The 17,144-nt window shown below is 71.8% G+C and carries 16 protein-coding genes and 2 tRNA genes; 15 read left to right on the top strand and 3 right to left on the bottom strand.

The features are described from left to right. The first annotated feature begins 81 nt into the window (after window positions 1-81). Window positions 82-1,167, top strand: coding sequence for an SCO2583 family membrane protein (locus DEJ43_RS11720; protein WP_015033569.1), 1,086 nt, complete (start codon window positions 82-84; stop codon window positions 1,165-1,167). On the opposite strand, the gene DEJ43_RS11715 is transcribed toward DEJ43_RS11720, so the two are convergent. After that, complete coding sequence (locus DEJ43_RS11715) at window positions 1,152-2,282, bottom strand: M48 family metallopeptidase (RefSeq protein ID WP_015033568.1); 1,131 nt, start codon at window positions 2,280-2,282, stop codon at window positions 1,152-1,154. The genes DEJ43_RS11720 and DEJ43_RS11715 overlap by 16 nt on opposite strands. A 128-nt stretch (window positions 2,283-2,410) precedes the next feature. Between DEJ43_RS11715 and DEJ43_RS11710 the strand changes: the two genes are divergently transcribed. The 7 genes from DEJ43_RS11710 to DEJ43_RS11685 all read left to right on the top strand — a co-directional run bounded on the left by DEJ43_RS11710 (window position 2,411) and on the right by DEJ43_RS11685 (window position 6,680). Then, a complete protein-coding gene (locus DEJ43_RS11710) occupies window positions 2,411-2,650 on the top strand; it encodes a hypothetical protein (protein WP_015033567.1) in 240 nt (79 codons plus the stop codon). A gap of 83 nt (window positions 2,651-2,733) precedes the next feature. After that, complete coding sequence (locus DEJ43_RS37425; protein ID WP_015033566.1) at window positions 2,734-2,895, top strand: hypothetical protein; 162 nt, start codon at window positions 2,734-2,736, stop codon at window positions 2,893-2,895. A 51-nt stretch (window positions 2,896-2,946) separates the two neighbouring features. Beyond that, on the top strand, window positions 2,947-3,567 hold the full coding sequence (gene nadD / locus DEJ43_RS11705; protein ID WP_051025864.1) for a nicotinate-nucleotide adenylyltransferase: 621 nt from the start codon (window positions 2,947-2,949) through the stop codon (window positions 3,565-3,567). A gap of 19 nt (window positions 3,568-3,586) precedes the next feature. Further along, entirely contained in the window at window positions 3,587-5,311 is a 1,725-nt protein-coding gene (locus DEJ43_RS11700; protein ID WP_015033564.1) for an LCP family protein, read from the top strand. Between the two features lie 83 nt (window positions 5,312-5,394). Beyond that, on the top strand, window positions 5,395-5,862 hold the full coding sequence (gene rsfS, locus DEJ43_RS11695) for a ribosome silencing factor (RefSeq protein WP_041663860.1): 468 nt from the start codon (window positions 5,395-5,397) through the stop codon (window positions 5,860-5,862). After that, window positions 5,859-6,512: a histidine phosphatase family protein gene (locus tag DEJ43_RS11690; RefSeq protein ID WP_015033562.1), complete on the top strand. Its 654-nt coding sequence runs from the start codon at window positions 5,859-5,861 to the stop codon at window positions 6,510-6,512. The genes rsfS and DEJ43_RS11690 overlap by 4 nt, the downstream gene beginning before the upstream one ends. Window positions 6,513-6,607: 95 nt before the next feature. After that, window positions 6,608-6,680, top strand: a tRNA-Ala gene (locus DEJ43_RS11685). A gap of 59 nt (window positions 6,681-6,739) precedes the next feature. Here DEJ43_RS11685 and DEJ43_RS11680 read toward each other — a convergent pair. Then, window positions 6,740-7,603: a helix-turn-helix transcriptional regulator gene (locus DEJ43_RS11680; RefSeq protein ID WP_015033561.1), complete on the bottom strand. Its 864-nt coding sequence runs from the start codon at window positions 7,601-7,603 to the stop codon at window positions 6,740-6,742. Between the two features lie 101 nt (window positions 7,604-7,704). Here DEJ43_RS11680 and DEJ43_RS11675 point away from each other — a divergent pair, with 101 nt between their 5' ends. Next, the gene (locus tag DEJ43_RS11675; RefSeq protein WP_015033560.1) at window positions 7,705-9,138 is read left to right on the top strand and encodes an MFS transporter; all 1,434 of its coding nucleotides are present in this window, start codon (window positions 7,705-7,707) and stop codon (window positions 9,136-9,138) included. Window positions 9,139-9,275: 137 nt separating this feature from the next. Next, a complete protein-coding gene (locus DEJ43_RS11670) occupies window positions 9,276-9,509 on the top strand; it encodes a hypothetical protein (protein WP_015033559.1) in 234 nt (77 codons plus the stop codon). On the opposite strand, the gene DEJ43_RS11665 is transcribed toward DEJ43_RS11670, so the two are convergent. Beyond that, the gene (locus tag DEJ43_RS11665; RefSeq protein WP_015033558.1) at window positions 9,488-10,828 is read right to left on the bottom strand and encodes a glycosyltransferase 87 family protein; all 1,341 of its coding nucleotides are present in this window, start codon (window positions 10,826-10,828) and stop codon (window positions 9,488-9,490) included. The two genes, DEJ43_RS11670 and DEJ43_RS11665, sit on opposite strands and share 22 nt — an antisense overlap. Window positions 10,829-10,952: 124 nt before the next feature. On the opposite strand from DEJ43_RS11665, the gene DEJ43_RS11660 reads away from it, so the two are divergent. The 5 genes from DEJ43_RS11660 to DEJ43_RS11640 all read left to right on the top strand — a co-directional run bounded on the left by DEJ43_RS11660 (window position 10,953) and on the right by DEJ43_RS11640 (window position 17,108). Further along, a tRNA-Ala gene (locus tag DEJ43_RS11660) sits at window positions 10,953-11,025 on the top strand. A 252-nt stretch (window positions 11,026-11,277) separates the two neighbouring features. Further along, complete coding sequence (leuS, locus tag DEJ43_RS11655) at window positions 11,278-14,163, top strand: leucine--tRNA ligase (protein WP_015033557.1); 2,886 nt, start codon at window positions 11,278-11,280, stop codon at window positions 14,161-14,163. Window positions 14,164-14,298: 135 nt separating this feature from the next. Next, window positions 14,299-15,045: a hypothetical protein gene (locus DEJ43_RS11650; RefSeq protein WP_041662380.1), complete on the top strand. Its 747-nt coding sequence runs from the start codon at window positions 14,299-14,301 to the stop codon at window positions 15,043-15,045. 79 nt (window positions 15,046-15,124) lie between these two features. Continuing rightward, complete coding sequence (locus DEJ43_RS11645; protein ID WP_015033555.1) at window positions 15,125-15,970, top strand: DegV family protein; 846 nt, start codon at window positions 15,125-15,127, stop codon at window positions 15,968-15,970. 109 nt (window positions 15,971-16,079) lie between these two features. Further along, entirely contained in the window at window positions 16,080-17,108 is a 1,029-nt protein-coding gene (locus DEJ43_RS11640) for a ComEA family DNA-binding protein (protein ID WP_069202198.1), read from the top strand. The last annotated feature ends 36 nt before the right edge of the window (window positions 17,109-17,144 follow it).

Raw genomic sequence — 17,144 nt, 5'->3', positions numbered from 1 at the left:
CTCACCCCGACGGCGGAATTCTTCCGAACTTGTCGTGTACCTGGGCGTTTACCGAAGCCCCCGCCGACCTACCCTGAAGGTATGGCAGGGCGTGGCGACCCGCCTGAGGGGACGCCCGAGGGCCTCCCCGGCGGTGAGGACGAATACCGATCCGTCGTCTTCGACGAGGCGTTCGTCCGTGCTGCCCACCTCCAGGAGTTCTCCGCCAGGGAACGGATGGGCGAGCACGCCCAGGCCGTCCGCAACCGCCCCTCCTCCTGGGAGGGCAGGAGCGGCTCCCGGCAGGCCCTGATGCTGGTCCTGCTGATCCTCCTGGCCTTCGGCACCGCCATCTACCTGGGCGTCCGCAACCCCTACCAGCCCCCGGTCGACCAGCGGGCCGAGCCGCTGCGGACCACCGTCGTCCCGCTCGCCCCCCGGGGCCAGGTCGCCGGCGGTACGCCCGCCCGGCTCTTCGACCACAGCCCGGCCGCCGAGTACCGCACCGGGGCCGCCGGCATCAACCTGCCCGTCGCCGGGCGCACCACCCACTTCGCCGAGAGCCAGGTCGTCACCGCCCTCGGCATCGCCAAGGACTACCTGGTGGCCTCCTCCCTGGAGCCCGACGTCCTGTCCGGCGTCACCGTGCGGCCCGCGCGCCTGCTGCTCGACCCCGACCTGCTGGAACAGTTCGACCGGAGCGTCGAGTCACCCGCCGACGACGGCCGGCACGCCCTGGCCGGCTGGCTCGTCCGCTTCGACCCGCGTCAGGTCGTCCTCGCCGACCCGGCCGCCCGCGTCCAGGGCACCCTGCGCTACGAGGAGACCAGCCCCGACACCCTGGACGTCATCGCGGACCACACGTACACCTACGCCGTCCGCCCGGCGGCTCAGGGACCGGGGCCGGCCGGTGAGGCCTCGCTGTTCACCGTCCACCGCGAGGTGCACTTCCGCTTCGACCGCGAGGACCTGCGGATGCACCGGGCCGAGCTGGTGATCAGTACCGTCGAGGCGGGCCCCCAGGCGTGCGGCGCGGACAACACCGGCTCCCTGAAGCCGCTCCTGGCGGGAGCCAGGGCCCCCGGGGCGGGCGAGGGACCGGCGGTCACCGACCCGTACGCCACCGGCCGGCCCGCCGCCCCCGCGCTCTGCGGAGCCCTGGCGCCGAGCGCTCAGCCCTCGCTCTGACCGGTCCCGGAGCCGGTCTCCGGGCCGGGCTTGCCGTCTCCGGCCGTCCCGCCCGCGTCCGGCTTCCGCGTGCCCTGGCCGCTGCCGCCGCCGAAGGCGCTGCGGAGCTTCCCGCCCAGGTCGCCCGCCAGGTCCCCGGCGCCCCCTGCTATGTCGCCGACCAGCTTCATCAGCGGATCCTTGCTGGTCCGCACGGTGTCGGCGTAGTGCCCCGCCGACTCGCGGAATGAGTCCGTGACCGAGGTGTCCTTGTCCTCCGAGCGCTTCGGGTAGTGGCCGTCCATGATCCGCTGGAAGTCGCGGCTCTCCGACCACTTCCTCAGCTCCGCGGCCCGCACGGTGGTGAAGGGGTGCGTGCGCGGCAGCACGTTGAGGATCTTCAGGACGGAGTCCCGCAGGTCGCCGGACTTCTCGTACTCGTCGGCCTGGGCGAGGAACGCGTCCACGTTCATCTCGTGGAGGTGGTTGCCGCCGGCGATCTTCATCAGACCGCGCATGGAGGCCTGGACGTCCTGTCCGACGAGCAGCCCGGCCCGGTCGGCGGAGAGCTCCGACTTGCGGAACCACTCGCGCAGCGCCGTCACGATGGCCATGATCGCCACGTTCCCCAGCGGGATCCAGGCGATCTTGAGCGCCAGGCCGGTGAGGAAGAGCAGCACCGTGCGGTACACCGAGTGACCCGACAGGGCGTGCCCGACCTCGTGGCCGACGACCGCCCGCATCTCCTCCTCGTCGAGGAGCTCCACGAGACCGGTGGTGACGACGATGATCGGCTCGTCCAGGCCGATGCACATCGCGTTGGGCTTCGGGTCCTGCGTCACGTACATCGGCGGGACCTTCTCCAGGTCCAGGATGTAGCAGGCGTCCCTCAGCATGTCGTTGAGATGGCTGAACTGCGCGTCGCTCACCCGGACGGAGTCCGAGAGGAAGAGCAGTCGCAGGCTGCGCTCCGGGAGGAGTCCGCTGAGCGCCTTGAAGACCGTGTCGAAGCCGCTGAGCTTGCGCAGCGCCACCAGCGCCGAGCGGTCGGCCGGATGCTCGTAGGCCCGCGAGGAGATGCCGGGGAAGCGCTTCCGCTGCCTGCTCGGCACGTTCCCCTGGTCGTTCTCGGTCATGGATGCCCCCTGTTCGTACGAGTCGGTGCTCGTCCCCCTGACGCACCCCAGACTAGGTGCTGGCGCTACCGTGTGCCGGGGCCTGTGGATAACTCGGGCACCGAGGACGACGGAGGAGCACGACCGACATGCCGGACACCGCCGAGACCACCGATTTCCTGCTCGCGGCCGCCGCGCAGGAGGGACTGGGTGACACGCTCCGCCTCGTGCTGCTCGTCTCGATCGTGGGCGGCGTGCTGGTCGCCTGGTTCCTGCTGCGCGGCTACCGCGCCGACGACACCGGGGCCGACGGCAGGGGCGGCGGCGACGGCCGCGACGGAGCGGACGGCACCGCCGGCATCGACACGGACCGCGACGCCAACGCCTGAGTCGGCGTGAGCCCGTCCGGACCGCCCGCATACGATGTGCGCGAAGTCTCCGCTCCCATCCCCGATCGATAGGTCTGCCGAAGATGAGCCTCCACAGCACCGCCGCCAACCTGGTCACTCTCGCCGAGGGCGCCGAGCACGGCGGCAACCACGACAGCCTCAGCCCCTACCTCACCGGCTTCGGCGCCTTCGGTGCCCTGCTCCTGCTGCTGTGGATCACCACGCGCTTCAACCGCGACCGCTGAACCGGCGACCCTGATCAGGCGTCCGCTGCCGTGCCAGTAGGCTCTGCACGCATGGGAGAGCAGGAAGTGCCTACTGGCGGGCGCGGGAAGCGCCGACTGGGCGTGATGGGCGGAACCTTCGACCCGATCCACCACGGACACCTGGTGGCGGCCAGCGAGGTCGCCGCCCTGTTCCACCTCGACGAGGTGGTGTTCGTACCGACCGGGCAGCCGTGGCAGAAGAGCGACACGACCGTGTCGGCGGCCGAGGACCGCTATCTGATGACGGTCATCGCGACGGCGTCCAACCCGCAGTTCTCGGTCAGCCGGATCGACATCGACCGCGGCGGCGCCACGTACACCATCGACACCCTGCGGGACCTGCGCTCTCTCAACAGCGACTCGGACCTCTTCTTCATCACCGGGGCCGACGCGCTGTCGCAGATCCTCACCTGGCGCGACGCCGAGGAGCTCTTCTCGCTCGCGCACTTCATCGGCGTCACCCGGCCGGGCCACGACCTCACCGACGACGGACTGCCCAAGGGCGGGGTGTCGCTCGTCGAGATCCCCGCGCTCGCCATCTCCTCCACGGACTGCCGGGCGAGGGTCGCGCAGGGGGACCCCGTCTGGTACCTGGTCCCGGACGGCGTGGTGCGCTACATCGACAAGCGCCAGCTGTACCGCGGCGAGTGAGCTTCGGGGAGGGCCACCGGTGAACGACCAGCAGCATCCTTACGACCCGTACTATCCGCAGCCGCAGATCATCGGCTACGACGCGTACGGGCAGCCGGTGTACCAGCAGCCGCAGCAGCCGCAGCAGGGGTACGGCTACGACCCGTACGCCCCACAGCCGTACCAGGAACAGCAGCCTCAGCAGCCGTACCAGGAACAGCAGCCTCAACAGCCGTACCAGGGACAGCAGCCGCAGGGGCAGCAGTACGACCCGTACGGGCAGCAGGGCTACGCCTACCCCTCGTACGACACGGGGCAGCAGTGGGCGACCCAGCCCGAACCCGCCGCCCCGCCCGCCGCTCCGGCACCGCCCGTCGCCCCGGCCGCTCCCGCCGCCTCAGCCCCGTCGGCCCCGGCCGCCCCGGTCGCCGCGCCGCCCGGAGTCCCCGGACAGCGCCCGGCGTCCGAGCGGCCCGCGCGGGCCCGGCAGGCGGACGACGACCGTGAGTACCGCACCGAGCAGTTCTCGTTCATCGAGGAGCCGGACGAGGACTCCGAGGACGTCATCGACTGGCTGAAGTTCACCGAGAGCCGCTCGGAACGCCGCGAGGAGGCCAGGCGGCGCGGCCGCAACCGCGTCGTCGCCCTCGTCGTCGTCCTCGCCCTCGCGGTCGTGGGCGGCGTCGGCTACCTCTGGTCGGCGGGCATGCTCCCCGGCGCGTCCAAGGAAGAGCAGAAGGGGCCCACGGCCACCGGCCCGCAGAAGCGCGACACGATCGTCGTCCACCTGCACAACACCGCGGCCGGCGGCACCTCCACCCTCCTCCTCGTCAACAACGCCACCACGGGCCAGGGAAGCACCATCCTGCTCCCCAACTCCCTCGTCGTCGCCAACGACGACGGCGCCGCGACCACGCTCGGCAAGTCCGTCGAGGACGACGGATCCAGCGGTACGCGGGAGGCGATCGGCAACCTCCTCGGGGCCCCGATCGCCGGCACCTGGCGCCTCGACACGCCGTACCTGGACACCCTCGTCGAGCTCGTCAGCGGCATCGAGACGGACACCGACACCGAGGTGCCCGACACCAAGAAGGGCGCTCCGCCGCTCGTCCGCAAGGGCGAGAAGCAGACCCTGAACGGCAAGGCCGCCGTCGCGTACGCGACCTACCGCGCCCCCGGCGAGGCCGAGACCAAGCAGCTCCAGCGCTTCGGCCAGGTCATGTACGGGGTGCTGCGCAAGATCTCCAGCAGCCCGGCCTCCGCCACGATGACCGTCGAGAGCCTCACCCAGATCTTCGACCCGTCCCTCACCGAGAAGGACCTCGGCGCCGCCCTGGCGAAGCTCGCCGAGCACGCCAAGGTCGGCGACCACAAGACGGCGCTGCTCCCGGTGACCGAGGACGGCGCTCTCACCGCGGAGGCGAGCGACAGTGTGGTGAAGGACATCCTGGGTGGAAAGATCACCGCACCGGAGGCGGGCGACGTGGCCCGGGTCTCGTTGCGGGACGCGTCCGGCAAGAAGGCGACCGAGGCGGCCAGGATCGTCCTGGTCAACGGCGGCTTCGTCCTCGCGGGCAGCTCCGAGGCGGACACCCAGGAGAAATCGCAGGTCGTCTACGGTGACGACCTCCACAAGGCGACCGCCGCCGAGGTGGCCAAGACCCTGGGTCTGCCGGCCGGCTCCGTCACCAAGGGCAAGCCCTCGGGAGCGGCCGCGGTGACCGTGATCCTGGGCCAGGACTACAAGGCGCCGACCGCCCGGTAGCGGCGCCCGGGAAAACGTTGGCGGGGGCGTCGGCGGTCCGTGAGACCCTGGAGGGGTACTGGACCGCCGACGAAAGCCTGCTTGTGACCGCCACGGATCGTTCCATCGAGCTCGTCAACGCCGCCGCTCAGGCGGCCGCCGACCGGCTCGCGCACGACATCATCGCGTACGACGTCAGCGACGTGCTGTCGATCACCGACGCCTTCCTGCTCGCCTCCGCGCCCAACGACCGCCAGGTCAAGTCGATCGTCGACGAGATCGAGGAGCGCCTGAACAAAGACCTCGGCGCGAAGCCGGTCCGCCGCGAGGGCGACCGCGACGCCCGCTGGATCCTCCTGGACTACGTCGACATCGTCGTCCACGTCCAGCACAGCGAGGAGCGCGTGTTCTACGCGCTCGAGCGCCTGTGGAAGGACTGCCCCGAGCTCCCGCTCCCCGAGGACGCGGCGAAGACCCGCGGCAAGGGCGCCGAGCACGCCGCCCTGACCGGTGTCGACCTCTCCGAGCACGCCGCCGGCCTGCCCGACGAAGTGGACGGTGAGCTGCGCTGAGCACCACCAAGGGCGGCAGCGGCCGCCGCATCGTCCTCTGGCGGCACGGCCAGACCTCCTGGAACCTGGAGCGCCGCTTCCAGGGCTCGACCGACATCGAGCTGACGGAGACCGGCGTCGCCCAGGCGCGCCGGGCCGCCCGGCTGCTCGCCGCGCTGAAGCCGGACGCCATCGTGGCCTCCGACCTGAAGCGGGCGGCGGCCACCGCCGCCGAGCTCGCCGTCCTCACCGGCCACACCGTCGCCCACGACTCCGCACTGCGCGAGACGTACGCGGGGGAGTGGCAGGGGCTGACGCACGACGAGATCGTGGCGCGGTACGGCGAGCAGTACGCCGCGTGGAAGCGCGGCGAGCCGGTGCGCCGGGGCGGCGGCGAGCTGGAGACCGAGGTGGCCGACCGGGCCGCTCCGGTGGTCCTTGAGCACGCCGACAAGCTTCCCGTGGACGGCACGCTCGTCGTGGTCAGCCATGGCGGCACCATCCGCACCACCATCGGCCGGCTCCTCGGTCTGGAGTCCCCGCACTGGGAGAGCCTGGGTGGCCTCTCGAACTGCTGCTGGTCGGTCCTCGGCGAGGGCGCCCGCGGCTGGCGGCTGATGGAGCACAACGCGGGCACGCTGCCCGAGCCGGTCCTCGGCGACGACGACTGAGCCCCCCGACCGGCCTGCCGGACCCGGATTTCACTTTCCGGCAGGTCACAGGCTAGAGTTCTTCTTGTTCGCAGCGCGGAGCGCGAAGAACACGAGGGGCTATAGCTCAGTTGGTAGAGCGCCTGCATGGCATGCAGGAGGTCAGGAGTTCAATTCTCCTTAGCTCCACAGTCACCGAATCCCGTCCCCAACAGGGGGCGGGATTCGTCGTTTCGTTCGTCGTTTCGTCACTCGTGCAGGGTCGCGAGGCTGTTGCGGCTCTCCTCGTCGTTCGGCGTGTAGGCCACGATCCGGCACTCCGGCAGCCCGTTCACCGAGAGGGAGACCGAGGTCAACCGGACCTGGCCCACCCGCGCGTGACGGAAGACCTTCACCCGCGTCCCCGGCGGCACCACGTCGCCGCTGCGCCACAGCCGGACGAACTCCGGACTGGCCTCCGCCAGCGCCCGTACGTACTCCTCCCAGGCGGGCTCGCCCACATGGCGTCCGTACGCGCCCCGCAGCTGGGCCACCATCAGCGGCAGCTCCCGCTTCCGGTCGACCACCGGGCAGGTGGGGCCGGGCATGCTGAACAGCGTCCACAGCACGTTGCGCACGCCGAACGGGCCGGTGTCCAGGTCGTCGCGCCCCTCCGGGAAGAAGAGCCGCTCGTACATGGTGTTGGTCGCGAGCACGTCGTACCGCGCGTTGTAGAGCACCGCCGGGTGCGGGTCCAGGGCGTCGAGGATGCCCTGGATCTCCGGGCTCACCACCGCGACGTCCGCGGCCGATCTCTCCGGCTCGAACGGCACCTCGGCCAGGTGGTACAGGTGCTCGCGCTCGGGCCGGTCGAGCCGGAGCGTGCGGGCGACGGCGTCGAGCACCTGCGCCGAGGCGTTGATCGGGCGCCCCTGCTCCAGCCAGGTGTACCAGGTGACGCCGACACCGGAGAGCTGGGCGACCTCCTCGCGGCGGAGCCCCGGCGTGCGGCGACGGAGCCCCGGCGGCATCCCCACGTCCTCCGGTGTCACCCTGGCGCGGCGGCTGCGCAGGAACGCGGCCAGTTCCGGTCGTCGGCGCCGCTGCGCCGGTACTGCTGCCACGATCGTCACACCCCCATGGTCGAGTCCCCGTGCCGCCGTTGCCAGGTGGTGTCAGTACCAGCATCAGCGGGCTCTCGTTACCCGTATCCGATCGAGGTCACGCTCGACGCATGACCTCGACCACAACACGTCCCGCACTCAGTAAAGACGGTGGCACCGACAATCGCCCCGGACTGTTGCTGGGCGTGGTCCTCGCCGCCCAGTTCATGGCGCTCCTCGACGTCTTCATCGTCAACGTCGCCGCACCCACGATCCGCGCCGAACTCTCCGCCTCCGGCGCCGCGCTCCAGCTCGTGGTCGCCGGATACACCATCGCCTACGCCGTGTTGCTGATCACCGGAGCCCGCCTCGGCGACCTGCTCGGACACCGCCGGATGTACCTCGCCGGCCTCGCCCTCTTCACCGCCGCGTCGCTCGCCTGCGGACTCGCCGCGGACACCGGCCAGTTGATCGCCTTCCGGCTCGTCCAGGGCGCCGGCTCCGCCCTGATGATCCCTCAGGTCCTCAGCCTCATCCAGCGCAACTTCACCGGCGAGCACCGGGTGAAGGCCCTCAGCGCCTACTCCGCCGTCCTCGCCACCGGAGCCGCCGCCGGACAGGTCGTCGGCGGCGTCCTGGTGAGCGCCGACCTCTTCGGCACCGGCTGGCGCCCGGTCTTCCTCGTCAACGTCCCGATCGGCGTCGCCCTGCTCGCCCTCGGCGCGCGGATCCTGCCCCGCGACGCCCGGACCGGCCCCACGCGCGCGCGTGCCCTCGACCTGCCGGGCCTCGTGCTCCTCGCCGCCGCCGTGTCCCTGCTGACCGTCCCCCTGGTCCTCGGCCAGGAACAGGACTGGCCGCTGTGGTCCTGGCTCTCGCTGGGCGGCTCCGTGGTCCTCCTCGCGCTCTTCGGCGCGTACGAGTCCCGGCTCGCCCGGCGCGGCGGCGCGCCGCTCATCGCGCCCCGGGTGCTGCGGCTCCCCGGCATGGGCCGGGCCATCCTGTGGATCACCGTGTCGATGGGCGTCAACGCCGGGTTCCTGTTCACCCTCACCCTGCACCTCCAGGGCGGGCTCGGGCACAGCGCCCTGCGCGCCGGACTGACCTTCGGCCCCGCCGCCGTGGTCTTCGGCGCCATCGGCCTGACCTGGCGGCGCTGGCCCGCCCGGCTGCACCGCGCGCTGATCCCCGGCGGGTTCCTCCTCGGCGCCGCGGGCGCCCTCGCCATCGGAGGGCTGCTCGCGGACGGCGGCACCGGCGGCTGGGGGCTCTACCCGGCCCTCGGTGTCTTCGGAGCGGGCGTCTCACTGGCCTTCAGCCCCGCCCTGACCGGCGCGCTGGCCACCGTACGGCCCGAGGACGCGGCCGACGCGAGCGGACTGCTCGCCACCGTCACCCAGCTCGGTCAGCTCATCGGGGTCGCCGCCTTCGGCACGCTCTTCCTCGGCGCGGTGACCGCACCCGGGGCGCAGAACTCCGCCGACGCGCTGCGGACGACCATGCTCGGCCTGGCCGTCGCCGCGGTCGCCGGCGCGCTGGCCGGGCTGCCGCGCCGAGCACGCTGACCCTCTTGCGGGGCCATGGCAGAATCGGACGGCCGGAGGGGGACGAAGATCCGGACGGGAGGGTGGCCCTAGTGCTCGGCGAAAACGGCGGGGTGTCCTATGGGTGCACGGCCTGCGGCCACAGCTGGAGCTGACTGATGGGTGCACACAGGCGGAAGTGCGACTGGTGCGGCAGCGGCACGCCCATCGTGCGCGACATGGATCCCGTCAACCCGGGGTTCCAGTACTGGTGCGAGGAGTGCGCGCGGGCGCTGATCATAAAAGGCGACCCCATCGAGACCTACCGCGAGCTCGAAGGGGAGCCGATCTACGGCCGGCTCCTCGACGAGCACTGCACCCTCAAGCGCTTCTACTCCTTCGCCACGGCCTGAGCCTTCACGGCCGCCCGGTCCGTCGCCACGGCGTGATCCTCGCCCTGACCCGGCGCCACGACCTGATCCTTCGCCTCGGCCCCATCCTGCGCCTCAGCCCGGTCCTTGGCCGCCGCCCCACGCCGCAGCGTCCACGCGTACCCCACGAGCAGCGCCGTCGCCGTCAGCGGATAGATCGCGGACAGCACCATCTGACCCGCGTTCTGGTCCAGTTCGGGCCGCCCCGGGTCGTGCGGAACCCACCACAGCGCGAACGAGGCGAAGGCCAGCGCCACCGCCCCCGTCGCCGGCCACGCGCGCGTGGCGCGGTCCGCGAGCAGGATCAGCAGCGGCACGCACCAGACCCAGTGGTGGGACCAGGAGATCGGGCTGATCATCAGCGCCGTGAACGCGCAGACGATCACCGCGACCGCCTTGTCGCCGCGCACCGCCGCCCGTACCGCGAGGACCATCGCCGCCCCGCCCAGGACGGCCGCCGTCACCGCCCACCACATGCCCGGGTCGTCGGTGTGCATCAGCCGGGCCAGGACCCCGCGGATCGACTGGTTGGCGGTCTCCTCGGCGAAGCCGACCCGGCCGGTCTCGAACAGCGTCTGCGTCCAGAACCGCTTCGAGTCCGCCGGCAGCGCGAGCGCCACCGCCAGCGTCGTCCCCAGGAAGACCCCGGTCGCGGTCGCGGCCGTGCGCAGCCAGGTGTTCCCGGTCCGGTCGCGGCGCCACAGCAGCAGACCCGCGACGAGCAGCAGGACCACGAAGAGCCCCGGTGTGAGCTTCACCGCGGTCGCCAGGCCGATCCCGAGACCGGCCCAGCGGCTGTCCCGGCGGCGGGTGAGGTCCCAGAGCACGGCCACGGCTATGAGCAGGTTGATCTGGCCGTACCGCAGCGTCGTCCAGACCGGCTCGCACCAGACCACGACCGCGGCGACCCACAGTGTCGTACGCCACAGGTCCGCACGGGACAGCGACGGGCGGACGAGCCGCAGCGACAGCTGGACCAGCGCCACGACCAGCAGCAGGTTCCCCGCGGTGGTGAGCGTCCGCATCAGCGGCACGCCCACCAGGGTCAGCGGGACGAACAGCAGGGCCGCGAAGGGCGGGTACGTCATGCCGAGGTTCGCCGAGGTGGCGCGCATCGCGTACAGGTCGCCGCCGGCCCGGACCGTCTCGCCCTCGGCCCGGTAGACCATGACGTCGAGCATGTTCACGTGGGCGAGGCGTTGCGCCACCCAGAAGGCCGTGAACGAGAGCAGGCAGACCGCCGCGGCGGTGACCAGGGGCCACGGCCGGGCGCGGGTTTTGGAGAGCACGGAGACGGACACAGTCGGCGACCCTACCCGGCAGGTCAGGAGGGCTCCGAGAATCGATTTGGAGATCTGCCGGGGAGCCGGTTAATGTTCTGTCTGTCGCCGCGAGGGAAACCGAAACGGAGACGGAAACAAGCAAGGGGCTATAGCTCAGTTGGTAGAGCGCCTGCATGGCATGCAGGAGGTCAGGAGTTCAATTCTCCTTAGCTCCACAGAAAAGAAGCGGGTCACCCGGATCGGGTGGCCCGCTTCTTCGTATACGGCTTCTTGGCACGCCGTGCCCTGCGGTACCCTGACGCCATGCGTGCCGTACGCCTTCTGCTTACCGAGCCGCGCTGATCAGTCCCGGCGGACGACAGACATCCGCCGGAGTCGGCGCGGCGTCCCCTCCTGTGCGAGGGGATTTTTCATTTCACGGCAGTCCGTGGCAGTGGGCAGAGACGATCGATGGAGCTTCAAGGACCATGACCGAGATCAATACGGCCGCCGAGACGGCGGCCCCGCATCGCTACACGGCGGCCATGGCCGCCGACATCGAGGCACGCTGGCAGGACTTCTGGGACGCGGAGGGCACCTACGAGGCCCCGAACCCCGCCGGAGACCTGGCGGGCGACCCCGCGGTCGCCGCCCGGCCCAAGAAGTTCATCATGGACATGTTCCCGTACCCCTCGGGTGCGGGCCTGCACGTCGGCCACCCGCTCGGCTACATCGCCACGGACGTCTTCGCCCGCCACGCGCGCATGACCGGCCACAACGTGCTGCACACCCTCGGCTTCGACGCCTTCGGCCTGCCGGCCGAGCAGTACGCCGTGCAGACGGGCACGCACCCGCGCGTGTCCACCGAGGCCAACATGGAGAACATGAAGGTCCAGCTGCGCCGGCTGGGCCTGGGCCACGACAAGCGCCGGTCGTTCGCCACGATCGACCCGGACTACTACAAGTGGACCCAGTGGATCTTCCTGCAGATCTACAACTCCTGGTACGACGACGAGGCCAAGAAGGCCCGGCCGATCGCCGAGCTGGTCGAGCAGTTCGAGAACGGCACCCGCGAGATCCCCGGCACCACGCGCGCGTGGAGCGAGCTGAGCCCCGCCGAGCGCTCCGACGTCCTGGGCGAGTACCGCCTGGCGTACGCCTCCGACGCGCCCGTCAACTGGTGCCCCGGCCTGGGCACGGTCCTGGCCAACGAGGAGGTCACCGCCGACGGCCGTTCCGAGCGCGGCAACTTCCCCGTCTTCAAGTCCAAGCTGCGCCAGTGGAACATGCGGATCACCGCCTACGCGGACCGCCTGCTGGACGATCTGGACGCGCTGGACTGGCCCGAGGCCATCAAGCTCCAGCAGCGGAACTGGATCGGCCGCTCCGAGGGCGCCCGCGTCGACTTCCAGGTCGGCGACACCGGCGCCATCACCGTCTTCACCACCCGCCAGGACACCCTGTTCGGCGCCACCTACATGGTGCTGGCCCCGGAGCACCCCCTGGTCGACGGCGCCGCGAAGATCGTCCCGGCGGCCTGGCCCGAGGGCACCCACGACGTGTGGACCGGCGGACACGCCACCCCGTCCGAGGCCGTCGACGCCTACCGCAAGCAGGCCGCCTCCAAGTCCGACGTCGAGCGGCAGGCCGACGCCAAGGAGAAGACCGGCGTCTTCACCGGCGCCTACGCGACCAACCCGGTCAGCGGCGAGCAGATCCCCGTCTTCATCGCCGACTACGTCCTGATGGGCTACGGCACCGGCGCCATCATGGCCGTCCCCGCGCACGACAGCCGCGACTTCGCCTTCGCGCGCGCCTTCGAGCTGCCGATGCGCTGCGTCGTGCAGCCCGCCGACGACCGTGGCACCGACCCGTCGACCTGGGACGAGGCCTTCTCCTCGTACGAGGCCGAGCTGGTCAACTCCTCCAACGAGGACATCACGCTCGACGGCCTGGGCGTCGTCGAGGCCAAGGCGAAGATCACCGCCTGGCTGGCCGACCGCGGCATCGGCGAGGGCACCGTCAACTTCCGGCTGCGCGACTGGCTGTTCAGCCGCCAGCGCTACTGGGGCGAGCCCTTCCCGATCGTCTACGACGAGGACGGCGTCGCCCACTCGCTGCCCGAGTCGATGCTGCCGCTGGAGCTGCCGGAGGTCGAGGACTACTCGCCGCGCACCTTCGACCCGAACGACGCGGACACCCAGCCGGAGACCCCGCTCTCCCGCAACGAGGACTGGGTCAACGTCACCCTGGACCTGGGCGACGGCGCCGGTCCGCGCCGCTACCGCCGCGAGACCAACACCATGCCCAACTGGGCCGGTTCCTGCTGGTACGAGCTGCGCTACCTGGACCCGCACAACGCCGAGAAGCTGGTCGACCCGGCCGTCGAGCAGTACTGGATGGGCCCCCGCGAGGGCATGCCGACCGGCGGTGTCGACCTGTACGTCGGCGGCGCCGAGCACGCCGTGCTGCACCTGCTGTACGCGCGCTTCTGGTCCAAGATGCTGTTCGACCTGGGCCACATCTCGTCGGCCGAGCCGTTCCACAAGCTGTACAACCAGGGCATGATCCAGGCCTTCGTCTACCGGGACGCGCGCGGCATCGCCGTGCCGGCGGCCGAGGTCGAGGAGCGGGACGGCGCCTTCTGGTACGAGGGCGAGAAGGTCAGCCGCGTCCTCGGCAAGATGGGCAAGTCCCTGAAGAACGCCGTGACGCCGGACGAGATCTGCTCCGAGTACGGCGCCGACACCCTGCGCCTGTACGAGATGGCGATGGGTCCGCTGGACGTGTCGCGCCCCTGGGACACGCGCGCGGTGATCGGCCAGTACCGGCTGCTGCAGCGGCTCTGGCGCAACATCGTCGACGAGTCGACCGGCGAGGTCACCGTCGTCGACACCCCGGCCGACGAGGACACCCTGCGTGCCCTGCACAAGGCCATCGACGGGGTCGCGCAGGACATGGTCGCGATGCGCTTCAACACCGCCATCGCCAAGATCACCGAGCTGAACAACCACCTGACGAAGTCGGGCGGCGCGATCTCCCGGCAGGTCGCCGAGCAGCTGGTGCTGCTGGTCGCCCCGCTGGCCCCGCACATCTCCGAGGAGCTGTGGCGCAAGCTGGGCCACACCGACTCGGTCGTCCACCAGGACTTCCCGGTCGCCGACCCGGCGTACGTCGTCGACGAGACCGTGACCTGCGTCGTGCAGATCAAGGGCAAGGTCAAGGCACGCCTGGAGGTCTCCCCGTCCATCACCGACGCGGACCTGGAGGCGCTGGCGCTGGCCGACCCGCACGTGGTCGCGGCGCTCGGCGGCGCGGAGATCCGCAAGGTCGTCGTGCGGGCCCCGAAGCTGGTCAACATCGTCGCCGGCTGACGGCCCGGTCACCCCGGCATAGGGGTTTCCCCTACGGGCAGGTTGGGGGTTCCGATGGAACCCCCGGCCTGCCCGTTCCGTTTACCGTGGAGGAACCACATCCGTGGGGACAGGACGGACGCCGGAGGGGCGCACATGGAAGCCGCGATTATCACGATCATGGCCCTGCTCTTCTTGTCGTTCGTGGCGCTCGGGGTCTTCGTCACGGTGAAGGCGGTCAAGGCCGCCAAGCGAGGCGTCGACCGCACCATCGACCAGGCACGGCGCACGGTCGAGGACACCACACTGCGGGCCAAGAGCTTCGGCCAGGCCGGAGTCACCGGCGAGCTGGCCAGACTGCGGCTCTCGCTGCGCACCTCGATGCGCGCCACGCAGGAGGCGCTGCACGCCGGGGTCGGCGAGGACGCCTCGCTGAAGGAGTCGCTCGACCTGTTCCACCGGCTCAGCGCCCACGGGCTCGAACTGGACGAGGACCTCAAGCGCCTCGAGCGGGAGCCCGACCGCGCCTGGGTGGCCGCGCAGCTCCCCGAACTCACCGCGCGGACCGAGCGGATCACCGGCTCCGCCGACGCGCTGCGGCGCGCCGCCCGGGACCGGGCCCTGAAGTTCGCCGAGGACGACCTGTCGGCACTCAGTGCCCAGATCGACGTCGAAGCCGGCGCGCTGCGGCACTGGACGACGGGCCCGGAGACCACGCCGGAAGCCACGGGTACGGGTCCTGGGACGTCCCGGCCTTCCTCCTCGGGGAACCACCGGCCGGCCGCCGCCCCCGGGAACGCGGGTCCCGCGACGGGCGGCGAGCCGTCCGCGATCACCGCGCCCGACCCGCGGCGGACCGCGTACCCGTGGGAGAAGTCGGCCCGCCCGGAGACCACCACCTGACGGACCGACGGACGCCCGGCCGTGCCCCGCTGGGGGGCCGGGCTGCCGTGCGGCCGTCTCGGCGGGTAACCTCCCGCTCATGTCCCGGCATGTCGCGATCGTCACCGATTCCACGGCCTATCTGCCACGCCAGACGAGGGAGCGGCACGCGATCACCACGGTCCCGCTGACCGTCGTCATCGGCGACCGAGCCCTTGAGGAGGGCACCGAGATCTCGGCCAAGGCCCTTGCCGAGGCCTTGCAGAAGAAGCGGTCCGTCACCACCTCGCGGCCCAGCCCGGAGGTCTTCGCCGAGGCCTACCGCGAGGCAGCCGAGGCCGGGGCGAGGAGCATCGTCTCCCTCCATCTGTCCGCCGAGGTCTCCGGGACCTACGACGCGGCGGTGCTCGCGGCGAAGGACGCCCCTGTTCCCGTGCGGGTGGTGGACACCCGGATGATGGGCATGGCCCTGGGTTTCTGCGCCCTCGCGGCGGCCCAGGTCGCCGAGGCGGGCGGCTCGCTCGACGAGGCCGTCGCCGCCGCCGAGAAGCGCGCGGCGGGAACCTCCGCGTTCTTCTACGTCGACACCCTGGACTATCTGCGCCGCGGCGGGCGCATCGGCGCCGCGCAGGCGCTGCTCGGCTCCGCGCTCGCGGTCAAGCCGCTCCTCGAACTCGACGGCGGACGGATCGAACTGCGGGAGAAGGTGCGGACGGCCTCGAAGGCCATCGCACGCCTTGAGGAGATCGCCGTGGAGCGGGCGGGCTCCGGCGCCGTCGACATTGCCGTCCACCACCTCTCCGCGCCCGAGCGGGCCGGCGTCCTCGCGGACCGGCTCAGGGAGCGGCTGCCGGGCATGGCGGAACTGCACGTCAGCGAGGTGGGCGCGGTCATCGGCGCGCACACGGGACCCGGGCTGCTCGCGGTCGTCGTCTCACCGCGCTGAGCCCCGGCGGTCGCTCGTGAGGGTGACGGGGTTCTCCACAGGCGGGGCCCTGTCCACAGAACGAGGATGAGTCCCGCACGGGGTGGCGCTGATTCCTACCGTCATCCGCATGACTCTTCGTACACGCATCGCATCGACCACCCCCGGCGCTCCGTCCAGCGGTCCCGGGAGGGCGCCCGGATCAGACGGGCGAAGCCGCCCAGGAGCCCGTGGTGCGCCGCCCGGGCGGGCCAGGAGGCGGTCCCGGGCGCGGCGGGCCGGCACGGCTCCCGAGACCCTTGTACGGGGTCGTGGGGACGCGCTTTTCCCCGCGGCCGCTGGGACCGCGGCGGCCTCGCCGGGTGAGGTGCAGGGGGAGGTGACCGCGCGGGATGGGGCGCCGGGAGCGGTGGGGCGGGTGTCCGCGCCGCCCGGGGCGCGGGAGCGGCTGGCGGTGGCGCTGCGGGAGCGGACGCCGGTGTGGCTGCAGACTCGGTGCGGACTCGAACCGAGGGCGCTGGCCGCGCTGACGGTCGTCCTGGTCGTGGCCGCGGTTCTCGCGGCCGGCTACTTCTGGACGGGGCGGCCGGAGCCGGTGCGCGCCCCCGAACTCGTCCGCGCCGCCGTCCCCGCAGGCCCCGCCGCCACGCCCGCCGCGCGCACCGGCCCGCTTACCGGACCGGCGCCGGGGCCCGCCGCGACGGGCGCGCCGAAGGTGATCGTCGACGTCGGCGGAAAGGTGCGCAGGCCCGGGGTCCTCACCCTGCCCGCGGGCTCGCGGGTGGCGGACGCCCTGCATGCGGCGGGCGGGGTGAAGCCAGGCGCCGATCTCACCGGACTCAACCGGGCCCGCGTCCTGTTCGACGGGGAGCAGGTGCTCGTCGGCCTGCCGGGGGCGCCGGTCGGCGGCTCCGGCGGTGCCTCGGGGGCGGGCGCGGGGAGCGGGGCCGGGGGCGGTGGACCCGGGGTGCCGCTGAGCCTCAACACGGCCACGGTGGAGCAGCTCGACACCCTTCCGGGGGTCGGCCCGGTCCTCGCCCGGCACATCGTCGACCATCGCACCGAGCGGGGCGGCTTCCGGTCGGTGGGGGAACTGCGTGAGGTCAACGGCATCGGTGAGCGCAGGTTCGCCGATCTCCGACCGCTGGTCCGGCCGTGACGCGGTACGAGGCGGCGGCGGGGGTCGATCCCCCGG

This window comes from Streptomyces venezuelae ATCC 10712 (assembly GCF_008639165.1).
GTDB classification, from domain to species: domain Bacteria; phylum Actinomycetota; class Actinomycetes; order Streptomycetales; family Streptomycetaceae; genus Streptomyces; species Streptomyces venezuelae.
This window is presented reverse-complemented; position numbering and strand designations above follow the sequence as displayed.

Bases quoted from the DNA above. Each gene is read 5' to 3' on its own strand.
- DEJ43_RS11720 (WP_015033569.1), top strand. From the start codon at position 82: ATGGCAGGGCGTGGCGACCCGCCTGAGGGGACGCCCGAGGGCCTCCCC.
- DEJ43_RS11715 (WP_015033568.1), bottom strand. From the start codon at position 2,282: ATGACCGAGAACGACCAGGGGAACGTGCCGAGCAGGCAGCGGAAGCGC.
- DEJ43_RS11710 (WP_015033567.1), top strand. From the start codon at position 2,411: ATGCCGGACACCGCCGAGACCACCGATTTCCTGCTCGCGGCCGCCGCG.
- DEJ43_RS37425 (WP_015033566.1), top strand. From the start codon at position 2,734: ATGAGCCTCCACAGCACCGCCGCCAACCTGGTCACTCTCGCCGAGGGC.
- nadD (WP_051025864.1), top strand. From the start codon at position 2,947: ATGGGAGAGCAGGAAGTGCCTACTGGCGGGCGCGGGAAGCGCCGACTG.
- DEJ43_RS11675 (WP_015033560.1), top strand. From the start codon at position 7,705: ATGACCTCGACCACAACACGTCCCGCACTCAGTAAAGACGGTGGCACC.
- DEJ43_RS11670 (WP_015033559.1), top strand. From the start codon at position 9,276: ATGGGTGCACACAGGCGGAAGTGCGACTGGTGCGGCAGCGGCACGCCC.
- leuS (WP_015033557.1), top strand. From the start codon at position 11,278: ATGACCGAGATCAATACGGCCGCCGAGACGGCGGCCCCGCATCGCTAC.
- DEJ43_RS11650 (WP_041662380.1), top strand. From the start codon at position 14,299: ATGGAAGCCGCGATTATCACGATCATGGCCCTGCTCTTCTTGTCGTTC.
- DEJ43_RS11645 (WP_015033555.1), top strand. From the start codon at position 15,125: ATGTCCCGGCATGTCGCGATCGTCACCGATTCCACGGCCTATCTGCCA.
- DEJ43_RS11640 (WP_069202198.1), top strand. From the start codon at position 16,080: ATGACTCTTCGTACACGCATCGCATCGACCACCCCCGGCGCTCCGTCC.